General features: G+C 47.6%; 17 protein-coding genes. 6 read left to right on the top strand and 11 right to left on the bottom strand.

Annotated features, from left to right (window positions below; genetic code table 11):
- Positions 1 to 141: 141 nt before the first annotated feature.
- From ABN764_RS19410 to ABN764_RS19430, 5 genes are all read right to left on the bottom strand, one after another.
- Positions 142 to 864, bottom strand: coding sequence for a FadR/GntR family transcriptional regulator (locus tag ABN764_RS19410; RefSeq protein WP_065291321.1), 723 nt, complete (start codon positions 862 to 864; stop codon positions 142 to 144).
- A gap of 180 nt (positions 865 to 1,044) precedes the next feature.
- The gene (locus ABN764_RS19415; protein WP_446672793.1) at positions 1,045 to 2,676 is read right to left on the bottom strand and encodes a type 2 periplasmic-binding domain-containing protein; all 1,632 of its coding nucleotides are present in this window, start codon (positions 2,674 to 2,676) and stop codon (positions 1,045 to 1,047) included.
- A gap of 56 nt (positions 2,677 to 2,732) precedes the next feature.
- Positions 2,733 to 3,617: a carbohydrate ABC transporter permease gene (locus tag ABN764_RS19420; protein WP_446672794.1), complete on the bottom strand. Its 885-nt coding sequence runs from the start codon at positions 3,615 to 3,617 to the stop codon at positions 2,733 to 2,735.
- Positions 3,618 to 3,629: 12 nt separating this feature from the next.
- Positions 3,630 to 4,535, bottom strand: coding sequence for an ABC transporter permease (locus ABN764_RS19425; protein WP_227774837.1), 906 nt, complete (start codon positions 4,533 to 4,535; stop codon positions 3,630 to 3,632).
- Between the two features lie 119 nt (positions 4,536 to 4,654).
- Complete coding sequence (locus tag ABN764_RS19430; RefSeq protein WP_446672795.1) at positions 4,655 to 5,833, bottom strand: Gfo/Idh/MocA family protein; 1,179 nt, start codon at positions 5,831 to 5,833, stop codon at positions 4,655 to 4,657.
- Between the two features lie 820 nt (positions 5,834 to 6,653).
- Between ABN764_RS19430 and ABN764_RS19435 the strand changes: the two genes are divergently transcribed.
- A complete protein-coding gene (locus ABN764_RS19435; RefSeq protein ID WP_446672796.1) occupies positions 6,654 to 7,559 on the top strand; it encodes an NAD-dependent epimerase/dehydratase family protein in 906 nt (301 codons plus the stop codon).
- A gap of 192 nt (positions 7,560 to 7,751) precedes the next feature.
- Here the strand turns inward: ABN764_RS19435 and ABN764_RS19440 are convergent, their stop codons facing one another.
- Positions 7,752 to 8,783 (bottom strand): LacI family DNA-binding transcriptional regulator, encoded by a 1,032-nt coding sequence (locus ABN764_RS19440; protein WP_072730098.1) that lies wholly within the window; start codon positions 8,781 to 8,783, stop codon positions 7,752 to 7,754.
- A gap of 263 nt (positions 8,784 to 9,046) precedes the next feature.
- Between ABN764_RS19440 and ABN764_RS19445 the strand changes: the two genes are divergently transcribed.
- On the top strand, positions 9,047 to 9,739 hold the full coding sequence (locus ABN764_RS19445) for a glycosyltransferase family 2 protein (protein ID WP_174811150.1): 693 nt from the start codon (positions 9,047 to 9,049) through the stop codon (positions 9,737 to 9,739).
- 70 nt (positions 9,740 to 9,809) lie between these two features.
- Positions 9,810 to 10,628 (top strand): WcbI family polysaccharide biosynthesis putative acetyltransferase, encoded by an 819-nt coding sequence (locus ABN764_RS19450; protein ID WP_142546381.1) that lies wholly within the window; start codon positions 9,810 to 9,812, stop codon positions 10,626 to 10,628.
- A gap of 164 nt (positions 10,629 to 10,792) precedes the next feature.
- On the opposite strand, the gene ABN764_RS19455 is transcribed toward ABN764_RS19450, so the two are convergent.
- Genes ABN764_RS19455 through ABN764_RS19470 form a run of 4 tightly spaced genes read right to left on the bottom strand, consistent with a single transcriptional unit; the run spans position 10,793 to position 14,431 of the window.
- Positions 10,793 to 11,419, bottom strand: coding sequence for a hypothetical protein (locus ABN764_RS19455; protein WP_446672797.1), 627 nt, complete (start codon positions 11,417 to 11,419; stop codon positions 10,793 to 10,795).
- A gap of 22 nt (positions 11,420 to 11,441) precedes the next feature.
- Entirely contained in the window at positions 11,442 to 12,434 is a 993-nt protein-coding gene (locus ABN764_RS19460) for a hypothetical protein (RefSeq protein ID WP_446672798.1), read from the bottom strand.
- A gap of 52 nt (positions 12,435 to 12,486) precedes the next feature.
- On the bottom strand, positions 12,487 to 13,902 hold the full coding sequence (locus ABN764_RS19465) for a DUF4179 domain-containing protein (protein ID WP_446672799.1): 1,416 nt from the start codon (positions 13,900 to 13,902) through the stop codon (positions 12,487 to 12,489).
- Complete coding sequence (locus tag ABN764_RS19470) at positions 13,889 to 14,431, bottom strand: sigma-70 family RNA polymerase sigma factor (RefSeq protein WP_142546389.1); 543 nt, start codon at positions 14,429 to 14,431, stop codon at positions 13,889 to 13,891. Before ABN764_RS19470 ends, ABN764_RS19465 begins: the two co-directional genes overlap by 14 nt.
- A 298-nt stretch (positions 14,432 to 14,729) precedes the next feature.
- On the opposite strand from ABN764_RS19470, the gene ABN764_RS19475 reads away from it, so the two are divergent.
- Positions 14,730 to 15,299, top strand: coding sequence for a TetR/AcrR family transcriptional regulator (locus ABN764_RS19475; RefSeq protein WP_446672800.1), 570 nt, complete (start codon positions 14,730 to 14,732; stop codon positions 15,297 to 15,299).
- On the top strand, positions 15,296 to 16,381 hold the full coding sequence (locus ABN764_RS19480; RefSeq protein WP_268625052.1) for a serine hydrolase domain-containing protein: 1,086 nt from the start codon (positions 15,296 to 15,298) through the stop codon (positions 16,379 to 16,381). Before ABN764_RS19475 ends, ABN764_RS19480 begins: the two co-directional genes overlap by 4 nt.
- A gap of 91 nt (positions 16,382 to 16,472) precedes the next feature.
- Here the strand turns inward: ABN764_RS19480 and htpG are convergent, their stop codons facing one another.
- Positions 16,473 to 18,350 carry a molecular chaperone HtpG gene (gene htpG, locus ABN764_RS19485; protein WP_446672801.1) on the bottom strand — a complete coding sequence of 626 codons (1,878 nt, stop codon included), beginning with the start codon at positions 18,348 to 18,350 and terminating at the stop codon, positions 16,473 to 16,475.
- A gap of 413 nt (positions 18,351 to 18,763) precedes the next feature.
- On the opposite strand from htpG, the gene ABN764_RS19490 reads away from it, so the two are divergent.
- Complete coding sequence (locus tag ABN764_RS19490) at positions 18,764 to 20,221, top strand: esterase-like activity of phytase family protein (protein ID WP_446672802.1); 1,458 nt, start codon at positions 18,764 to 18,766, stop codon at positions 20,219 to 20,221.
- The last annotated feature ends 18 nt before the right edge of the window (positions 20,222 to 20,239 follow it).

Consider the following 20,239-nt stretch of genomic DNA (forward strand, 5'->3'; position numbering starts at 1 on the left):
ACAGTACGCAATGCGTGTTGTAATTTTTTGTTTGCAGCTTGCTATCCGGTGTTCTTTAGGGTCTAGGTGTGAGTTCTAGGGAGTATTGGAAATGTGGGTAATTGGATGATCCAATTTAATGATCAAAAGGAAGCGATGCGCTCACCCTTTTGAGCTTCCATTGTGGAGCAGAATGTTCTGCTTAACTTGTTGCAAGTGATAGAGCAGTGCTTCCTTTGCTTTTTGTGGGTTTTTCTCCTTAATGGCTTGTAAAATGCGGTAATGCTCCTTATATACATCGTCCTTGCGCCCCGGAATATGTTCCGTCTTCGCAAGTGTCTTCTGCAGCAGATCGATATGCAGATCGATCAGGTTGACGAGTACAACATTGTGTGTCGCCTTGGCAATGGAAAGGTGGAATGCTTGATCCGGATTGGCTTGACCATTCGAATCATCCGAATCATCGGAGTCACGGTCAATCTTGCCCCATTTCTCAAATGCCTGCTCAATCTCCCGAATATCCTGCTCGGTCGCTCGTTCCGCAGCAAGCTCGACGATGCCCGTCTCGAATATCTCTCTTGCTTCGAGCAGCTCAATGATCGTGGCTCGTTCGATATTCTCCAGCATGCGCTTCTTGTCTTCGGCTTCGTTCAGCGTCTTGCTCAAGAAGCGTCCGCCTCCGGGGCGCGTCTCTATGAGTCCTTCTCGTTCGAGAATACGGAAGGCCTCCCGCAAAGTTCCGCGGCTAATGCCGAATGCTTGGGCGAGCTCCCTTTCCGTTGGCAATACATCTCCAGGAGCCAGGTTGCCTTCGAGAATCAGATTCTCTATTTGTTCAATGACATCTTCATAGACACGGTGGTACTTAATTTTTTTAATCGTCATTGCTCATTACCTTTCATGCGTTTCATTCGAAATTGGGTGACCCAATTATCCGCAATTTCATAGTAATTGGTAATGAAAACGGTGTCAATGTTTTTTTCTAATCCTTCTATTCGAAAAAACGACCCGCAAGGTAGCCACTTTTCAAGTGCCACACTGCGGGTCTTATGGTCTTAGGATAGATTATTTTCCACCCTTATAACGCTCATAAGCAGCTTCATAGATCTCCAAGTAACGCTTCACGTTCATTTGCTCCAGCTGCTTCACATACGCATCCCACTGATCGAAGCCTGCCGCTCCAGAGGCGAACTTGTCGCGCATCTCGTCGATATACGTCTGGATGTCCGTCTGGATCGTCGTCAATTCTTCCTGCTCCTCTGGTGTGAAGTTGAACGATGGCCACACATCCTCCATTTTCACGGAGAATGGCTCTGCATCCTGCGCATTCTTCACAGAAGAAGGATAGCCCTCCGCACCCTTGAAGAACTTTTGCTTCACGATGCCCGGATAATAGCCGCCCGGCCACGTTAGGTATTGGCTGATGGCTTGATCCAGATTCAGACCATCCTTGTTGTTCTTAATTGCATCTAGATATTCATAGTCACCCTTGTCGTTCACCTGATAGGTAACACCTTCAAAGCCCATGAAGAACATCTTAGCGCCTTCATCGCCATAGAAATGATCAATCCAGCGTATTGCGGCTTCTGGATTCTTCGCTTTGTCCGTCAGGACGAACATACCGAGGTTGCCGAGCGGCGAGCCGATATTCGTCAGCTGCTTCTCTCCGTTCACTCCTTGAATGACCGGCATCCCCACATAGCCGTCCTGATTGTACACGGCCTTCGGATCAACACCGTCCAAGAACCCATATAAGCCGGCGCTCGCCTTCGACGTAATGTCCGTATCCTTCATCGTGAAGGTTTCCTTGTCCAGTAGTCCATCCTTGTATAGCTTAGCGACATATTGCAGCAATTGCTTATATTCATCAGTTGACTGAACAAAACGAAGCTTGCCCGTCGCCGGATCAAGATCCACATTCGGATTGGCTATCCCGTTCTTGCTTAATCCAAATGGTCCGCGCAAAAAGTTGATCATAATGCTGACGCCCCTGGATCCCCATGGAATCTCATCCTGCTTGCCGTTCTTGTTCGGGTCCTTTTCTTTAAACGCTTTCAACACCTGAACCAATTCATCCAGATTCGTCGGCGCCTTCATTCCCACGTTTTCCAGCCATTCCTGCTTCACCCAAGGTGTGCCGTAGAACAGCGATTTGAACTCTGGATCAAATATGGTTGGGAAGCCGTAAATGCTGCCATCCGGCATCGTAATTCCCTTTTTTACAATCGGGTACTGCTCCATAATCTTCTTGAAGTTCGGCGCATATTGATCAATGAGGTCGTTCAGCCTGAGAAATGTCCCTTGACTACCGTATTTGATTAAATCCGTCTTCGGCAGTGCAGAGGCGAAAAACATCTCCGGATAATCGCCGCCAGCCAGCTTAATGTTGCGCTTCTCCTTCAGACTGTCGATCTGCACGGTCTCCCACTCGATATGGATATTGCTCATTTTCTCGTATTCCTGCCAGAGCATCAGCTTGCTCCAATCGGCAGAAGCGAAGAACTTGCCGGCGAAGGCCGTCATCGTCATTTTGTCCTTCGCGATCGGCATGCCTTCCTTGTTCATCAGCGCCACACGCTCATCACGATTGCCCTCGTTCGCTGCCCCGCCGCCTCCCCCGCCTCCGCACGCCGTTACGAGCAATGAGAAGCTCAGCACCACACTAAGCGTCAATGTGAACCATTTTCTTGAACGCATCACATGTCCCCCTTTATTATTCAATATTGGAATACCGATACCGATAGCCGTGCAATCTACCCCTTCAATGCGCCAATCATGATGCCCTTCACGAAGTACCGCTGCAAGAACGGATACAAAATCAACATTGGCAAATTCGCTACAACGAGTACAGCGTACTTTAACCCTTCCACGCTCATCTTCATCCGGACCGCTGATTCAGAAGTCAGCTTCACGAACTTGCCGGAATCGCTTTGAATCAAGATTTCACGCAGGATAAGCTGCAGTGGGAATTTCTCCTTCGTCGTCAAGTAAATCAAGGCATTAAAGTACGAGTTCCAATGACCCACTGCATAAAAAAGCACCATAACTGCAATAATCGGCATGGACAGCGGCAGTACGATACGGAGCAGCGTTTGAATGTGCGTGCAGCCATCGATCATCGCAGATTCCTGTAGCTCACCGGGAATCGACTGCTGGAAGAAGGTGCGCATAATGATGATATTCCAGACGGATACAGCATTCGGGATAATCATGACCCACAGCGTATCGAGCATGTTCAAGTTTTTAATCAATAGATAGGTAGGAATCAATCCGCCCCCGAAGAACATCGTGAATACGATAAGTCCGGTTACTAGTCCCCGCCCCGCCAAGTCACGGCGAGATAATGGATAGGCGGCACAGATGGTCATCACGACATTAAGCGCCGTACCGATGACCGTATATAGAATAGTGTTGCTGTAGCCGAGCAGAATGTCCTTGTTTTGAAAAATTTTCGTATAGGCATCAAAATTGAACCCCTTCGGAATGAGCCACATTTCTCCGCGCAGCACATGTTCAGGATTGCTGATAGAAGCGCTCAATACGAATACGAGCGGGTACAGAACGATGAGAGTGAGCAAGGTAAGCAGCGTGTAATTGATTAGGTTAAATATGCGGTCGCCAAACGAACGATCGATCATCTTCTGTCCCCCTTACCATAGGCTCGTCTCGTTGACACGCCGCGCAATGTAGTTCACAACAATCAAGAGCGCAAAATTGACAACGGAATTGAACAATCCAACGGCAGCCGAGAAGCTGTACTGCGCGTCCAAAATACCGGTACGATACACATAGGTGGAGATGATGTCTGAACTGCTCATGTTGAGTGAATTTTGCATGAGGAATACTTTCTCGAAGCCAACCGACATGACGCTGCCCAGATTCAAAATGAGCAGAATGATAATCGTCGGTGCAATCGTCGGCAGGTTAATATGCCAGATGCGCTGTACACGTGTTGCGCCATCAATGGTAGCTGCTTCATGCAGCTGGTGATCAACACCGGAAAGAGCCGCCAAGTAGATGATGGAGCTCCACCCCATGGTCTGCCATACATCGGACAGCACATACAGCGTTTTGAACCAACCCGGAGAGGTCATAAAGGTAATCGGCTCGCCGCCCATCGCCACGATCAGATGATTGATAATGCCTGTACTCGGATTCAGGAAAATAAACAGCATCCCCACAACAACGACGACCGACAAGAAGTGCGGGGCGTACGTAATGGTCTGTACGACCTTCTTGAACCGCTCGGCCTTCACTTCGTTCAGCATCAGCGCAAGGAAGATCGGGATTGGGAAGCTTAGCGCCAAGGAATACAGACTGATGAGTACCGTGTTCGTCAGCAGGCGTTCGAAGTAGAAGCTGTTGAAGAAGCGTTCGAAATGCTTGAAGCCAACCCACGGACTGTCCCATATCCCCTTATTCGCCATGAAGTCCTTGAAGGCAATCTGAATACCGTACATCGGCAAATAGTGAAAGATGATATAGTACAGCACGACCGGAAGCAGGAGCAGGTACAACTGCCAATTCTTCACCAGCCCCCTGCGTATACGCTCCATTCGACTGTTGCGCCCAGGTTCAAGCTCACTGGAACGCTGCATTGCAAGTTCAGTTGCCTTCATCGCCTCTTCCTCCCTGATGCATCGTCTACGTGCAAGCTATCCGGCTGCTTCATGGATTAGCCCTCCGATAGGATAGCGGCAGCATCCAAATTCGGGATTGGCGAGACAGGGACAACGCCGCCGCCTTGGCGAATCGACTCGGTTGCCGCACAACCTACAGCCACGCTCATACGACCCGCAAGTGGAGTTGCTATCGGCTCCTTCCCATGCAGAATCATATCGACGAAGTCCTTGCAAATGTTCGGATCCGCTCCGCCATGCGACCCCTTCGCCTCCTTAATCTGATACACGCGATCTGCCAGTTCGTGCTCTGTATTGGATTTGCGCGTCCATACGTATACTTTGTCTTCCATTTCGTTATTTTCCATCCGGCCTTCCGTGCCGATAAAGGTATAGTTCCGCTGATAATCCGGTGTGAAGTGGCATTGTAAATAGGAAGCCTTAATCCCGCCTTCCAGCTCCATAATGACCATATTGTTGTCCTCCACATTCACCTCTTCACGGAATGCACATTCGATCAGTCTCCCTGGGCTCGCTTCCGTACATGTTGCCCGCTCCTCACAGCTTGGACAGGTTAAGTCATTCGGCTTATCCCCGCCATAAAAGTCCAAGCTGCCGAATGCGCTCACCTTTGTCGCATAGCGCCCTGTAATCCAATGAATGATATCGATATCATGCGATCCCTTCTGGAGCAGCAATCCTGTGCTGTTCTTGGAGTTCGCATGCCAATCGTGGAAATAGAAATACCCGCCCCAGCCAACAAAATGTCTTACCCATACAGCCTTGATCTCGCCAATTACACCGGAATCCACAATTTCCTTCATTGTGCGGTACATGTTCATGTAGCGCATATTGAAGCCTACCATCAGATGCTTGCCAGATTCCTTCCATGCGTTCAAAATGTTGTCGCAGCCTTCCACCGTAATCGCCAGCGGCTTCTCGCAAAATACATGCTTGCCTGCCTTCAGCGCAGCTACGGCATGCTCTTCATGGCAGAAATCAGGCGAGGTCACCGCTATCGCATCGATATCTTCACGTGCAAGGAGTTCCCGATAGTCTGTCGTGACGAACGCATCCGGGTTAACATCGTCCTTGAATTCCTGAAGGCGCTCCGGATAAATATCAGCTGCCCCCACTACAATGGAACGTCCCTCCGGCTGATGCCAATATTTCGCGATTGTCCCTCTTCCACGTGCACCAATCATGCCAATTCGAACTTGCTTCTCTGTCTTCATTTCCTCATTCTCCTCTCGATTATGCTTGCAAGCCTTGTGCAAAATGCCCGCTTGCAGCAGCACATCGCCCTCTATAGTAAAGCGCTTTCAATACGCGATGCCGCTAGTTCTCTTGTGCAGCAGCTAAATGCAGGTAAGGGGAAATAAGCGTCAGCAAATAAAACATGTAGCACATAGCTAACGTTCAATCAGATATTTTTCTAGTCGGCTTCCATGGTGAGGTATTTAGAATTCATACGAGACGGGATTTATAGGATCATAGGTGCATTTGATCTATTGGATGTATTGGATGTATTAGATCTATTAGATTCTTGGGTTCATAAGGAGTTTTCTTCTTGCACCATGCTGAATGGTGAATAATTGAAATGTGTCTGATGTGATGGATTTTCTTATGTGATGATCGTGATTGATGGTCATGTGATGGGAATATGATGAGTGCTACCCAAGTACTTAAGTTTGGGTATTGAATCACTTTGCGCAAAAAAGACAAATATATTTGGGGTAAAATCTATTGAAGTTTGGATAAAAATATCGCGAGCACATTTACTACGAAATGGTTTCATCTGCAAGCTTGTCGTCATTATATTACGCTAAACTTTCCTCCGTCAACACGTTTTTGGATGAATTTTTCATCAACCAAATTTTAAATATTTGGGGCAAATATCCAAACTATGCATCTCCCTTAGCTTCTCCGTATTGCATGGAGTTGATCAGTTTCAATACGGCGTACAGGAATATCCGTGCAATCGGCGAATACAACATAGGTAGAATAAATCGTCCCCTTCACACTATAAACAGGTAAGAGAAGGAGTTTGATGACATGAGTAAAGTGCTAGTACTCGGGGGAACCCGCTTCTTTGGCAAGAAGCTTGTAAACCTGCTTATTCAAGAAGGCTCGGATGTTACCGTTGCAACACGAGGACATACGGAGGATTCTTTCGGTGATCAAGTGACGCGTATCCGTCTTGACCGAACAGTGCCTGAACAATTGCGGCAGGCTGTCGGCGACACGGAATGGGATGTCGTGTACGATAATATCGGCTATCACCCGCAGGATGCGTTCCATGCTTGTGAGATATTTGCTGGCAAGGTGAAGCGGTACATCTTCACTTCAACCTTGTCTGTCTATCCCTTCGGGCAGATAGGCTATTCCGAAGAGGAATTCTCCCCATATACATACGCCATACCAGCCAATCTTCCGCAGGAAATCGCATATGGCGAAGGCAAGCGGCTTGCTGAAGCCGTCCTGTTCCAGCATGCTTCTTTCCCCGTATGTGCCGTCCGGTTTCCAATCGTGCTTGGCATGGATGACTATACGAAGCGGCTTCATTTCCACATCGAGCATGTACAACAGGGGCTTCCTATCGGACTTCCGAATCCACAAGCCGAGATGAGCTATATCACTTCGGATGAAGCAGCCCGCTTCCTATTCTGGCTGAAAAACCAGCACTTCGAAGGGCCTGTCAATGCCTGCTCGGACGGGGTACTGTCGATCCGTCAGATCATTCAGCTCATCGAAGAGGGAGCAGGCAAATCTGCACTTATCGTAGACACTTCCGATCCACAGCAGGCAGCAGCATTCGATACCGCTCACCTGTCTCCGTTCGGCGTGCCGGAGCAATGGGGCCTGGATACAAGCAAGGCAGCACAGCACGGATTCAAGTTCGACTCGATTCAGGACTGGTATCCTCAACTCATTACATCGATCATCGGTTCCCGTTCGTAATAGAACAGGCTCGAAGTGAAACACTCAAGGATCCGGTTCAAAAGTCCGTCTTACAATTTGACCCCTACATGGGAGTGAATATGCATGACGAAAGACGCCTTTCCCCCACTACACTGTGGCTTTAAAGGCGTCTTCGCTTATCTTATAGGACTGATCTCCTGTTTAACAGCTCTTGAGAACAGCCTCATCCGCTTAGGTAGACTTGCGTACAATCAGAGAAAAAGGGAGCAGCATTCGGAAAGGCGCAGGATATGGATCCGTCAGCCCATCCAATAAAGCCTTCGCAGCAGCATACCCCATCTCGTACTTCGGAATATGAATAGACGACAATGGCGGAGAGCTGTACTTGGCGAACTCAATATCATCAATGCCTATGAAGGCAAGATCCCCGGGTATGGACAGTCCCTCTTCCGCTGCTGCCCGCATCGCAGCAATCGCCATCATATCGCTGGCACAGAACATCGCAGTAGGCCGATCTACTTGTTGTACTAGCTGCTTCATCTGTTCATAACTGCGATCCGCATCCCATTCAGCGTCAATGACCCAATTCGGGTTCCATACACAGCCCGCTTCCTCAAGAGCGATTCGGTATCCCCGATACCTCTTCTCCCGCTCCAGTTGTCCAAGCAGCCCTTTCCCTCCAATAAATCCAATCTTGCGGTGCCCATTCGTAATGAGATGACCAACCGCCACCCTTGCCGCATTCATCCGATCGTAGGAGATGACCGGAATTGACGGATCTGCTACATCGATCCCAACAATGTTCGGCACTCTCTCCTTCAGCCACTTATATTGAGCAGGATCCATTCCTTCTACACAAATGATTCCGCTAAGCTGATACGACTTCAAGAGGGATTCAAACAACGTGGTGCTTCTCAGTTCAGCTTGGGTATGTAAAAAAGCAAGTGAAGCTCCTGCCTCAAGCAGCTTGGCTTCTATTCCTTGAATAATCGGAGAAAAGTAAGGATGATTGTACTTGTTGTCAGGAAGTGATAGGATGCAGCCAATCGCATGAGTGGACATAGGAGATGTGTGATGCCGCGTTCGGGTACGCGCTTTGGGATTGGCTATAGGTGTTACCTGATAATTGAGTGTTTTGGCGGCCTGCCATATTTTCTGCTTCGTCTCTTCACTTACTCGCCTGCTGTCATCATGATTTATAACGCGTGAGACAGTCGATATCGAGACTCCGACCCTCTCTGCTATATCTTTCAGTCTGACCATGATCTCCTCCCCTGGCAGTATGACTTATCTTCTTCGAAGTCGGTAAGCGGTCTAGTTGTAAATCACAGCATACCACAGCGATCATGCACTTAAAAGCATGAAGTACAAGGCGGCGCGGTTCATCGGGAAATTTGGCTTCAGCCGTTTTTTTTTTGCAAATAGGGACATTTTGTCCCTGACCAATAGCCAATGCCGTGCATTATATATTAACAATAGGTCAGTTCCTATCCGCTTCGTGCAGGAACCTGTGGAGGGTCGCTAGGATGAAATACATGCTCGGCATCTTTTATGTGAATCGCCTTGATCTATTGTATCGGGCCATTGCCAGTATCCAGCCCTACTGGCCGCATACGGTTATCATCGATAATTCAGACAGCCATGACCTCCGTCATGAAGAAGCCTTATCCTCTATCGTTTCGATTTACGAGCCCCCTGTTCCCTTCTCACATAGTCAATCGCAAAATATGCTGCATCGATGGGGCGCTGAGCGGCAATGTGACGCTGTTCTCTATATGCACTCCGACGCAGAAGCTCATGAAGGCGTTCCGTATGCATTCCTCGCTACGTTAGCAGCATGGCAGCAGACTGGGCATCGATGGGGCGTCGCCTTCACTAACTTGGATACGCTCGCTGCATTTCACATGGACGCAATTAGGGCTGCTGGACCGTGGGACCACCTGCTTCCTATGTACTTCTCCGATCAGGACTGGTACCGAAGAGTCGTGCTGGCAGGATACCCGATCGTTCCAACCGGACTTGGCGTGACCCATCATAATGCTGGGGCTTCGACGGTTAAGTCCAATCCCCTGCTCACCCATCTCCATCACGTTACCTTCCCGTTGTACCACCAATATTATGAGACCAAGTGGGGCGGTACTCTAGGGAAAGAGACCTACCACCTTCCATTCAATCAATTCCCGCTGAATCCCGTTGACAATTATCTTCCTGTCACGTAACCCCTGAACACGGAACGCGAGGCTCGATTATCTCTGTCTATCATAGATAGAATGAGGGAGTGTATATCGAATGAAAAAATGTATTGTATTCGGAAATTGTCACGTATTTCCCATACGCAGGTATTTGATGGCATCTCACACATTCCGCTACAGTTATAAGCTGGTAGATGTGCTCCCTATCCAAAACTGCAACCAAGAGATCGGTATCGGCGATCATGTGCTGAACGATTGTGATTTGTTCATTTACATGAAGACGAGCGATGCCTACGGCGAGCGCTTGTCTAGTGATTACTTGTTAAGCAGGCTGCCGCCCCATTGCAAGAAAATTAGCATTGGCAACGCCTACTTCAAATCCTACTACCCTCAATTTACTTACAATAACAAGAATACGCTGTATGGATACGAGGATCAGAACGTTCTCCGGTTATTGAAGCGAGGAGAGAGCAAGGAACGAATTGTCGCCATATTGTCTGACGAGCAATTCTATTCCGCCAAAGAACTGCAAATGATCCACAACGAATTCATGTATAATCTCCGCCAACGCGAATTCGACATTGATATTCCACTTGCGAATTTCATCGAGCAGCATTATCAGAAGGAGCATCTATTCTGCACGGTGTGCCATCCCCGCTACCATATTATCCGCTACTTAGCGATGAACATTTTGCAGCGAATCGGAATTTCTACGATGGAAATTGCGCAAGCCTTTTACGATTCAGACTTCATCGATTTGATTCACCCTATTTATCCAAGCGTCATTAAGCATTTGGATCTGAGATTTCTGCAGCCAGGTGCTCGTATCTATTCGCTGGGAGATGAGAAGTTCACCTTCCAAGAATATATCGCACGGTACGTGGATATTCACAGCCAAGAACTGCAAATGGTGTAGGGCTTGCATAAGAAACCGGATCATATGTAAAAAAAATCAGAGGGCACTCAGCCTCTCTGATTTTTTCTGCCTTCTGTCTTCTGTTCTCCGTCGAAACATTCTCGGTTGTCTTCTATTTTGATTTCGCAACTAGTTCTCTGGTTAATGCGTAGACCTTTCCTTTTTCATTTATATTGTTGAGGAGCTTGGACAGCCCTCTGATCAACCTTAGAATTCGGCACATTATAAATTGCCATTTGCACTTTGCCGCTTTTCGCGTCGATGACAAGCTGGTAAGGGCCTAGCGTACTGACTTCGCCGCTTGCTCCATCAATGTTCAATTTTATAATATCGTCATACGAGAGGCTCTTCTCTGTTTCTGTGATGGCTGCCTTCATCTTTGTCCGGATGCCCTCGTCCAAGGAAGAGAGCTGAGGGTCGAGATTGATTTGATAAATTTCACCGGTTTGTGCTTTGATCGTAACCTCAGCAGCAAATATTTTCTCCGCTCCCTTTACGGGATGCGTTACGGTTCGATAGGCTTTCGAATAAAGAGTAGGCTCTTTCTTCCCATCGATTTTATACGAATACCGTACGCCTTCAAAGTCGATTTCTTCATTTACAAACGGCTTCAAAGCCTCCTGCGCCTTCTCCACCAGCTCCTTGTCCAAATCCTTAACGGTCTTCATGAATCCCGGCTCGCCTTGTTGTTTGGAGTTGGCCGCTGCCGCTGCATCGGATGTCGGTGCCGGAATGGATACCATAAGCAGCGCTGCTGCGGTTACAGATAGAACTACGTTCCATCGTTTCATGAAGATATCCTCCTCCTACCCATTAGTTCCTCTTTCCATTCTCAGGAAGCAGACTGATACCGTAGCAATTCCCTTTCAAGTCCACTCTGGCTTCTATCGTAGGACTGCCTTTTTTCGTAAAAATAAATTTACTTCCGTATTTCGACTCCTGCTTCGCCTCGTACCCGCCCAAGCTTACATTGAATATTGACTTTGTTTTGGATTCTACTGCAGCCTTCACTTTCTTGATGTCCAAATCCGCATATGCTTGATCTTTATCAGGAACATCCACTTTTTTGATGAGAACATCATAGATTTTGCCCGTAACAGCGCCAATCTCCAGACCTATCCAATGATCTTCATCGCCGCCGTTAATTCGCCATACGTAGGAGTCCTCTTTCATTTTCGGATCCTTGCTCACGAACTTGTGCAGTTGGGCTCTCGTTAATTTTGGATTTCCACCGTTCGAGAACTTCTTCAAGGCTTCTTCTGCATTTTTACGTACTGAAGCGTCTATATTCTTATAGGAGAAGTCGATATAAGCGGTATGATCCTGATCTGTCATGGAAGCGGCAAAATCCTCACCCAGCATCGAAATACGGGTTTCATTCGGGGATTTATGTAGATCCACTTGTTTCGGTGCATACTTCCGTTTATTATTCAGCTCCTTAAGCAAGCCAATCATCTTGTCCTGCTTGGCCTTTTCTAATTGATCGAAGGTGAGGCGCAGGTTCAAAAACACGATTTCCTTCGTGTTCTTGTTCATCATCATATTCCCTATATTGTCTTTGAAAGTAATCGTCAAGTTCACTCCTTCCATGTTCACATCGGCCTCAACGATAGACAAGCCTGACAAATCACGAACCTCTTTTTTTATTTTCTCTTGAATCTCCTTATCTACATCTGTTAGCTTCATCGTATTCTGATCACTTGCCTGTGTGACCGTCTTCGCCGCATAAGATTCCGTTGCAGGTAAAGCTGTCAGCACAAGCGCTGCTGCCGTCATACATATCCATACTTTGTTCCATGATTTCATTTGAAATTGCTCCCTTCAGCATTGTCAGTTGATATGTTCCTTTTCTGTGTACCTATTCCGTTAAGGGGATTGTCATTTCTAAGTCTTTGATGTAATCCACCAGTGGTGTATCTTCCGTCACGAATGTCAGTTTCTGATCGGGCGATACCTGGTCATATCCCGCGACAAAGCGATAATTCTCGGGATCGATCACCCGGATTTGCTCATCAATGAGCAATTGCCCTTGCTCATCTTCCAAATATAAACGACGACCGTTATCAAACGGATTGTCGCCAAACTTGCTGTAATAGACAAATAGTTTGTCGCCCTTCCATTCCAAGCGCGTCACTTCCAAACGTCCAGCCGCTCCTTGGCTGAGAATAAGTGGCTTCTCTTCGCTTGGCATCTCGTTAACCATAGTTTTATTTTGAGACCGCGGTTTCTTAGATAATGTTCTGAAATACGGCTTCAACGTAATCGATTTCGATGGATGTTGGAACGGTGCGAAATTGAAGTTGCACGTAATGTGCTCGATCCCATTAATCAACGTCCCTGATCCATCCCTCCCGTTAATTGGCTGGAGTTCATTTCCGCGATCATCGAAGATGGCAACATTAAGTCCCAATGGCTCTAACTCTTTAGGACGATGTGGATGCTCGTGTTTCAAAATAACCCGCGTTGACACTTCCGACATTTCGATTTTATCTACTTTCACGACGGACTCCCCGTGCTTTCTTACCACGTCCGATGTGATGGTTAGCGAAGCAACCTTTTTCACGGGGAAGCTGAATTCGAATCGATCCTGCTCCATTCCCTCCAAGAACACAAACAGCTTCAATTCGAACTCATCGGGCAGATTCCAGTTAGGTGTAAAGTTAATGACACTGTTTACCGTCTTGCCGTCTTCCGATAGGATGCTATCCCGTAAACTGCTCGCAAAATGATCGAGTTCTCCGTCAATCGCCAGCTTTACCTGTTCGATTTTCCGCCCAGGCGCTGTTTGAACGAAGCCCACAGATAATCTTGCCCCATCGTAGATGACCTTGGATACTTTCAGCGTTTCTCCGTTTATCGTCACGCTTTGATTGACATTATCGACGAGCCCCTTTTCATCCGCTGCCTGCAGCCCTAAGTCCCCCGCAATCGTGAACACGGTATTCAGAAGCGGAATCTTCTTCAATGTCTGCGCCATCACCGGCGACACGAACCCAGAACCGATAATGCCCATGCCGATAAAAGATACTGCTGCCGCTATGACGGCGACTTGGCGCATGCGTCTCTTTTGTCGGCTTGCCGCATTTGATCGCAGCGCGTGAACGGACTGCACTACACTCTGCTTCACAACGTCAGGCACAGCATCCCGCTTAGCCGCCAGGTCTCGCAGCTCTGCATAAGTAGCGTCGTAGCGCTGCCGCACCACTTCAGGGACTTCACGCGGCTCATTGGCAGCCGCCTGCTTGAGCACATGCTCCATATCAACATGTTTCATAGTCGCCCTTCCTTTCAAAAGGATTGTCCATCACCTTCGCCAACGCTGCACGGGCCCGATGCAAACGCGACTTAATCGTTCCTTCCGTTGTGTCCAGCAGCTCCGCAATGTCTCTCACAGACATGTCCTCAAAATAATGCAGCGAAATGACGATGCGGTGATTATCCTCCAACCGATCAATCTCCGCCATCAGATCCAAGTACTCGATATGCTCATTGTCCGCAACAGGTGCGGCTTTTGCCGGAAGATCAGCCATGATGACAACCCGCTTCTGCTTGCTGACTAATTGATGACATTCATTCATTACAATACGGAACATCCATGTCTGGAAGTAGGCAGGTTCTCGTAAAGTATGTATCGCGCGAAACGCCTTGAATATCGCCTCCTGAATCACATCAGCGCAATCCTCATCCCGCTTCAAGATGGAACGTGCTACCCGATATAAACTGCGCTCCATACCTGTAATAAGACGAATAAATGCTTCGCAATCTCCCTGCTGTGCCAGCCTTACTTCGTCCACCGTTAGCACATTGATAATCCTCCCTCAAGATTTGAATAAGCTTATTCTATTACGTTAGATTGGCTATGAAGGAAGTTGGTTCCATCCAATCAACATTTCATTTTGGCAGGACAAAAAGCCGTTCATGACAAACCTCCCCATTTAAGAAGGGGCGAACAGATGTATAAATAAATATATTCTCCGTTTTTTTCCTGATGAGGTATTGAAAATCTACCTGTCACATATATACTGATTATATAAATATCATTTGATATGTATCAGATGATATTTCATTGGATTTGGATGCCTACTAGGGAGGAAACCCGCTATGCCGCCTAAGACGAAATTTTCGCGGGATACGATCATTGATGCCGCCTTCCACATTGCCATGCGAGAAGGAATCTACAGCATTACGATTCGCAAGGTCGCAGAACATCTGGGAAGCTCAATTGCGCCTATTTATGTCAACTTCACAGATGTTGCGGAGCTCATTCAAGTGGTTATACAGCGTATTTTTACTTTCAGCGACGATTATCTCCTCAGTCAGGATACGGGCCAGCCATTTCATGATATTGGCGTTGCCACACTCCGCTTCGCACGGGAATACCCGCTCCTGTTCCGCGACATGGTCATGAGACCGAACCCCTATTTGCAGCATGAGCCGGGCGAGATGAACAGCATTATCGACAGAATGAAGACCGATCCGGAGCTTGCCGATTTCACAGACGAAGAGCTGATGCCTATTCTGCTTAAGATGAGAATATTTACGCTAGGTCTGTCCGTTATGACGGCTAATGGCCTGCTGCCAGAAGGCTTCAATGACATTGAGGTCATGGACAGTACGTCCGCCGATATTATCGCTGCCGCCCGCATGCGGCAGAAAGGGGAGCAATTATGAACCGTCAGGAAGCGATGAGTCGAATCGAGCGGCAGTTTAGAAGCGTTATTCAGCGTAATCGCAAGCTTCATAATGCCTATTTCCTCGTACATTGCGAGCCCTTGGGCATTCATCTGAACATGGCGGAAGGCACGACACGAGGTCAGCCATCTCTTCCGCAGCAGCGCTATTATATTGCCAGCATAAGCAAGCTGTTCACCTCGGTACTTACGGCAATGCTCGCAGAAGAGGGCAAGCTCACCTACGAAGATCCCATCCATCATTACCTTCCTTCGGAGCTGATGCACAAGCTCCATGTATACAAGGGCACCGATTACTCTACTCAAATTCAAATCAAGCATCTGCTCAGCCATACGTCCGGATTGAACGATTACTTCGAGGATCGCCCCAAGCAAGGCCCACGGATGCTCGACCTATTCACCTCGGAGCCTTCACGCGAATGGACACCACAGGAGGTTATCCAATGGTCCAAGGAGCATCTAACGTCCCATTTTCCTCCCGGACAGAGAATCCATTACTCGGACACCGGATACCACTTATTAGGCCTACTCATCGAAAACATCACATCCATCCCACTCCATGAAGCATTTCGCCGTTACTTATTCGAACCGCTGCAGCTCCACCATACGCATATGGCGTTTTATTCTACACCGGCAGTAGAAGACCCTTATCCCATGGCCGACTTATATGCAGGCCAGACTGCAATTACCGATTACAAAAGCATCAGCATGGAATACGCAGGCGGCGCCTTAATATCGACCTCAGAGAACTTGCTGACATTCATGAAGGCTCTTACGAGCGGCAAGTTGATATCCGACGAAAGCCTCCAGCGCATGCAAGTATGGACGAAGTTCAGGCCGGGCGTGGATTATGGGTACGGCATTGTCCGCTTTCGAACCGTTCCAATCCTATTCCCGGCAAGATATAATGCGTGGGGCGCATGGGGCTATTCCGGAACCGTTATGTTCTATCATCCCGCCCTCGATGCCTATCTGATCGGCAGCTTGAATCAACTGCGATCCACCGCTAAGGCAGTTCGCATTATGTTCAAGGCCATTGATGTCCTTCTGAAGTGCAGATAGCCAAACGCAAAAACCCGCTGCCAGCGCTTGGGCCGACAGCGGGTAATCTTCCATCCTGATTTCTTTCATTGTATCGAAGAAGACCTCTTCGTTACACCATAATCTTGCACATATCGTTCGTGAACTCCACTGGATCCTGCAGCGGCAAGCCTTCAATCAAGAGCGCTTGGCTGTACAGCAGGTTCGTATACAGGCTCAGCTTCTCTTCATCGGATGCATGAGCATTCTTCAGAGATTGGAACACTTCGTGGTTCACGTTGATTTCGAGCACCTTATCGGCTTTCACCGCTTGGTTGTTCGGCATCGCGTTCAACACTTTTTCCATCTCGATGGATACTTCGCCTTCTGCAGACAAGCATACTGGATGGGACTTCAAGCGCTTCGAGGCTTTAACGCTCTTCACCTTATCCTTCAAGATGTCCTTCATCGCCTCGAACAGTTCCTTGTTCTCGTCTTGTTCGTCAGCAGACTTGTCATCGCCATCGGACTCGATGCCGAGATCGCCGCTCGATACGTTCTTGAATTCCTTCTCCTTGTACTTCATGAGCATCTTAATCGCGAACTCATCAATGTCGTCTGTAAAGTACAGAATCTCATAGCCCTTATCCAACACAAGCTCAGTTTGCGGCAGCTTCTCGATGCGTTCGATCGATTCGCCAACTGCGTAGTAAATGTATTTCTGATCTTCTGGCATTCTTTCCACGTACTCATCGAGCGATATCAACTTCTTCTCCTTGGAGGAGTAGAACATGATCAGGTCTTGCAGCACATCCTTGTTCATGCCATAGTCGCTGTACACACCATACTTCAACTGTCTGCCGAACGATTGGAAGAACTGCTCGTACTTCTCTCTTTCGTCCTTCATCAAGGATTGCAGCTGGCTCTTAATCTTGTTCTTGATATTCTTCGCGATCAAGCTCAACTGGCGGTCATGCTGCAGCATTTCGCGTGAGATGTTCAAGGACAGATCCTCGGAATCGACCATCCCTTTCATGAAGCTGAAGTAGTCTGGGAGCAGTTCTGCGCATTTGTTCATGATCAACACGCCGTTCGAGTACAGCTCAAGCCCCTTCTCATATTCCTTCGTATAATAGTCGAATGGCGTATTCTCTGGAATGTACAAGATCGCATTGTATACAACAGCGCCGTCAGCGCTGATATGAATATGCTTCAGCGGCTTGTCGAAGCCATAACGCTTCTCACTGTAGAAGTTCTCATAGTCTTCTGTCGTCAGCTCATTCTTATTTTTGCGCCAGATCGGAACCATGCTGTTCACTGTTTCTTCTTCTTGATACGCTTCGAATTCCTTATCGTCGTCTTCCTTCGGACGATGCTTCGTCACATCCATCTTGATCGGGTAACGGATGAAGTCCGAATATTTCTTCACGATCGACTTCAGACGGTATTCATCCAAATACTCGTCATATTGCTCGTCTTCCGTGTTCGGCTTGATCTTCAATGTGATGACCGTACCTGGCTCATCCTTCTCGCTAGGCTCAATCGTGTACCCGTCTACACCCTTCGATTCCCATTTGAACGCTTCATCACTGCCGAACGCCTTACTAATTACCGTCACGACATCGGCAACCATGAATGCGGAATAGAAGCCTACACCGAATTGGCCGATAATGTTATGGCCATCCTTCGCTTCATTCTCCGTCTTGAAGGCAAGGGAGCCGCTCTTCGCGATAACGCCGAGGTTGTTCTCCAGTTCTTCCTTCGTCATCCCGATCCCTGTATCGGCTATTGTCAACGTACGGTTCTCTTTATCAACCGAAACTTTAATGAAATAATCTTCTTTATTGAACACCACATTGTCATCAGACAAAGCTTTATAGTACATTTTGTCGATCGCATCGCTCGCATTGGAGATGAGCTCTCTAAGGAAGATTTCCCGCTGCGTGTAGATCGAGTTGATCATCATTTCCAACAAACGCTTGGATTCTGCTTTGAATTGCTTCTTAGCCATGAATAAAAATCCCCTCTCATATCTTTTCATGTCATTACTTACACGTAGTCATTATCATTATAGTAAGTAATGGATTAGCACTCCACTACACAGAGTGCTAACAATATAGTAATAGTGTACCTAGTCTATTTTTTACTGTCAACTATATTACGTTCAAAATTGGGATTTTCTGATATAAATTTTTACTCTTATATCGAGCAGATAATGATGCTAGAAGCATACAAGCCTATCGCTAGACTTCACCTCCCGATGTCCGTTTTTATTTGTATGCCCCTCTATTTACAAACTCTCAAGTTTTCCATTACATCTCCTTAACCCTTCCATTACATAACCTTAACAAGCGGTTGTTATAATCCAGGTGAACAGACAAGAATGCACATTTTAAAGATTCGTCTTATGGAGGGACATGACAAATGAAAAAGAAAGCTATGATCGTGCTAGCAACCGCATTGACACTATCTGCTGGAACAGGAATTACTTCGGTACATGCTGCCGCTGCCGATAGCGTACCTGCATCTCACGTTACGTACACGAACAACGGGCAAACGGTTACACCTGCTTCGCCGGCTGTAGAAATCGACTCTCGCTTATACATGCCTCTCCGCGCACTTAGTGAAGTAACCGGCAAATATGTAGATTGGGATGAATTCAGAGGCAGTGTTGCGTTGACGGACAAGCCTGAGTTGACTGGCAAGTATAAGCTCAATGCAGCGGATCTAGCTGAAGGAATTAAGATGGGCATTGGTTCATCCTTGACTCATGTGCCTGGCGATCCTGACAATGTGTTCTACTCCACTGCTGACCGTGGCCCGAACGGCCAAGTTGAAGTTGGCGGTAAAACTCGCCGGACGTTCCCATTAGCAAGCTATACCCCTAGCTTATACAAGATTCAAATCGATAAAGATGAAATTAAAATATTGGAGCAAATTCCGCTCAAGGTAAATGGCAAAAATCCAACGACGGGAAATGCTCATATTACCGGACTTCCGAATAGTAAAGGTCGTGACGAAGCCCCATTCGATGCCAAAGGGGAAAAAGGTCTAGCCTACGACCCATACGGACTCGATATCGAGGGTCTTGCCTATAACGCGAAGGATGACACGTTCTGGATCTCGGATGAATACGGCCCTTCCATCGTTCATGTGAAGCGCGACGGTACGATTATTGAGCGCATTGTTCCAAAAGGATGGGCTGCACAAGTCTCTACACCGCTTGTACCAGCTAGAGAAGTCATTCCATCCGTATACAATAAGCTTCGCCAAAATCGCGGTGCTGAAGGCGTCGCTATTACGCCAGACGGCAAGTACATGTTCATGTCCATGCAAAGCCCGCTGCGCAATCCAGACAAGTCTACAGACAACTCGCGTCAACTGCGCATCATCAAGCTCGATCTTGCGACATTGCAGCCAGTGGCTGAATATGTGTATGTGACAGAGGATGCCAAGCAGTTCACCGGTCTGGATCAAGCAGACATTGTCATCTCGGACGTGGTAGCCATCAACGAGAATACGCTGCTGATTGACGAACGTGACAAAAACGCAGGCGATAAAGCTCAATTGAAGCGCATTTATGCGGTCGATCTCACAACAGCTACGAATATTCTTGGCAAGTATGACGACGAGAAGTCTGGCAAGACACTGGAGCAAATGTCTCTTGCTGATCTGAAATCCAACAGCATTCTGCCGCTTGCGAAGCGTACTGTATTGGATGCAGTTGAATTCAAATATCCATATGAGAAAATTGAAGGTGTATCCCTCGTAGATGGCAACAAACTCGTAATCGTCAATGATAACGACTTCGGTGTAGACAGCACTTCATCCGATAACGGCACTGAACTGTGGACATTCAAGCTTCCTTACTCCATCCAATAACTTCACACCTACTTGCAG

This window comes from Paenibacillus wuxiensis, assembly GCF_040195695.1.
GTDB classification, from domain to species: Bacteria; Bacillota; Bacilli; order Paenibacillales; family Paenibacillaceae; genus Paenibacillus_B; species Paenibacillus_B suaedae.

Excerpts from the sequence above, each read along its gene's own strand:
- ABN764_RS19410 (WP_065291321.1), bottom strand. The coding sequence starts at position 864 with ATGACGATTAAAAAAATTAAGTACCACCGTGTCTATGAAGATGTCATT.
- ABN764_RS19415 (WP_446672793.1), bottom strand. The coding sequence starts at position 2,676 with ATGCGTTCAAGAAAATGGTTCACATTGACGCTTAGTGTGGTGCTGAGC.
- ABN764_RS19420 (WP_446672794.1), bottom strand. The coding sequence starts at position 3,617 with ATGATCGATCGTTCGTTTGGCGACCGCATATTTAACCTAATCAATTAC.
- ABN764_RS19425 (WP_227774837.1), bottom strand. The coding sequence starts at position 4,535 with ATGGAGCGTATACGCAGGGGGCTGGTGAAGAATTGGCAGTTGTACCTG.
- ABN764_RS19430 (WP_446672795.1), bottom strand. The coding sequence starts at position 5,833 with ATGAAGACAGAGAAGCAAGTTCGAATTGGCATGATTGGTGCACGTGGA.
- ABN764_RS19435 (WP_446672796.1), top strand. The coding sequence starts at position 6,654 with ATGAGTAAAGTGCTAGTACTCGGGGGAACCCGCTTCTTTGGCAAGAAG.
- ABN764_RS19440 (WP_072730098.1), bottom strand. The coding sequence starts at position 8,783 with ATGGTCAGACTGAAAGATATAGCAGAGAGGGTCGGAGTCTCGATATCG.
- ABN764_RS19445 (WP_174811150.1), top strand. The coding sequence starts at position 9,047 with ATGAAATACATGCTCGGCATCTTTTATGTGAATCGCCTTGATCTATTG.
- ABN764_RS19450 (WP_142546381.1), top strand. The coding sequence starts at position 9,810 with ATGAAAAAATGTATTGTATTCGGAAATTGTCACGTATTTCCCATACGC.
- ABN764_RS19455 (WP_446672797.1), bottom strand. The coding sequence starts at position 11,419 with ATGAAACGATGGAACGTAGTTCTATCTGTAACCGCAGCAGCGCTGCTT.
- ABN764_RS19460 (WP_446672798.1), bottom strand. The coding sequence starts at position 12,434 with ATGAAATCATGGAACAAAGTATGGATATGTATGACGGCAGCAGCGCTT.
- ABN764_RS19465 (WP_446672799.1), bottom strand. The coding sequence starts at position 13,902 with ATGAAACATGTTGATATGGAGCATGTGCTCAAGCAGGCGGCTGCCAAT.
- ABN764_RS19475 (WP_446672800.1), top strand. The coding sequence starts at position 14,730 with ATGCCGCCTAAGACGAAATTTTCGCGGGATACGATCATTGATGCCGCC.
- ABN764_RS19480 (WP_268625052.1), top strand. The coding sequence starts at position 15,296 with ATGAACCGTCAGGAAGCGATGAGTCGAATCGAGCGGCAGTTTAGAAGC.
- htpG (WP_446672801.1), bottom strand. The coding sequence starts at position 18,350 with ATGGCTAAGAAGCAATTCAAAGCAGAATCCAAGCGTTTGTTGGAAATG.
- ABN764_RS19490 (WP_446672802.1), top strand. The coding sequence starts at position 18,764 with ATGAAAAAGAAAGCTATGATCGTGCTAGCAACCGCATTGACACTATCT.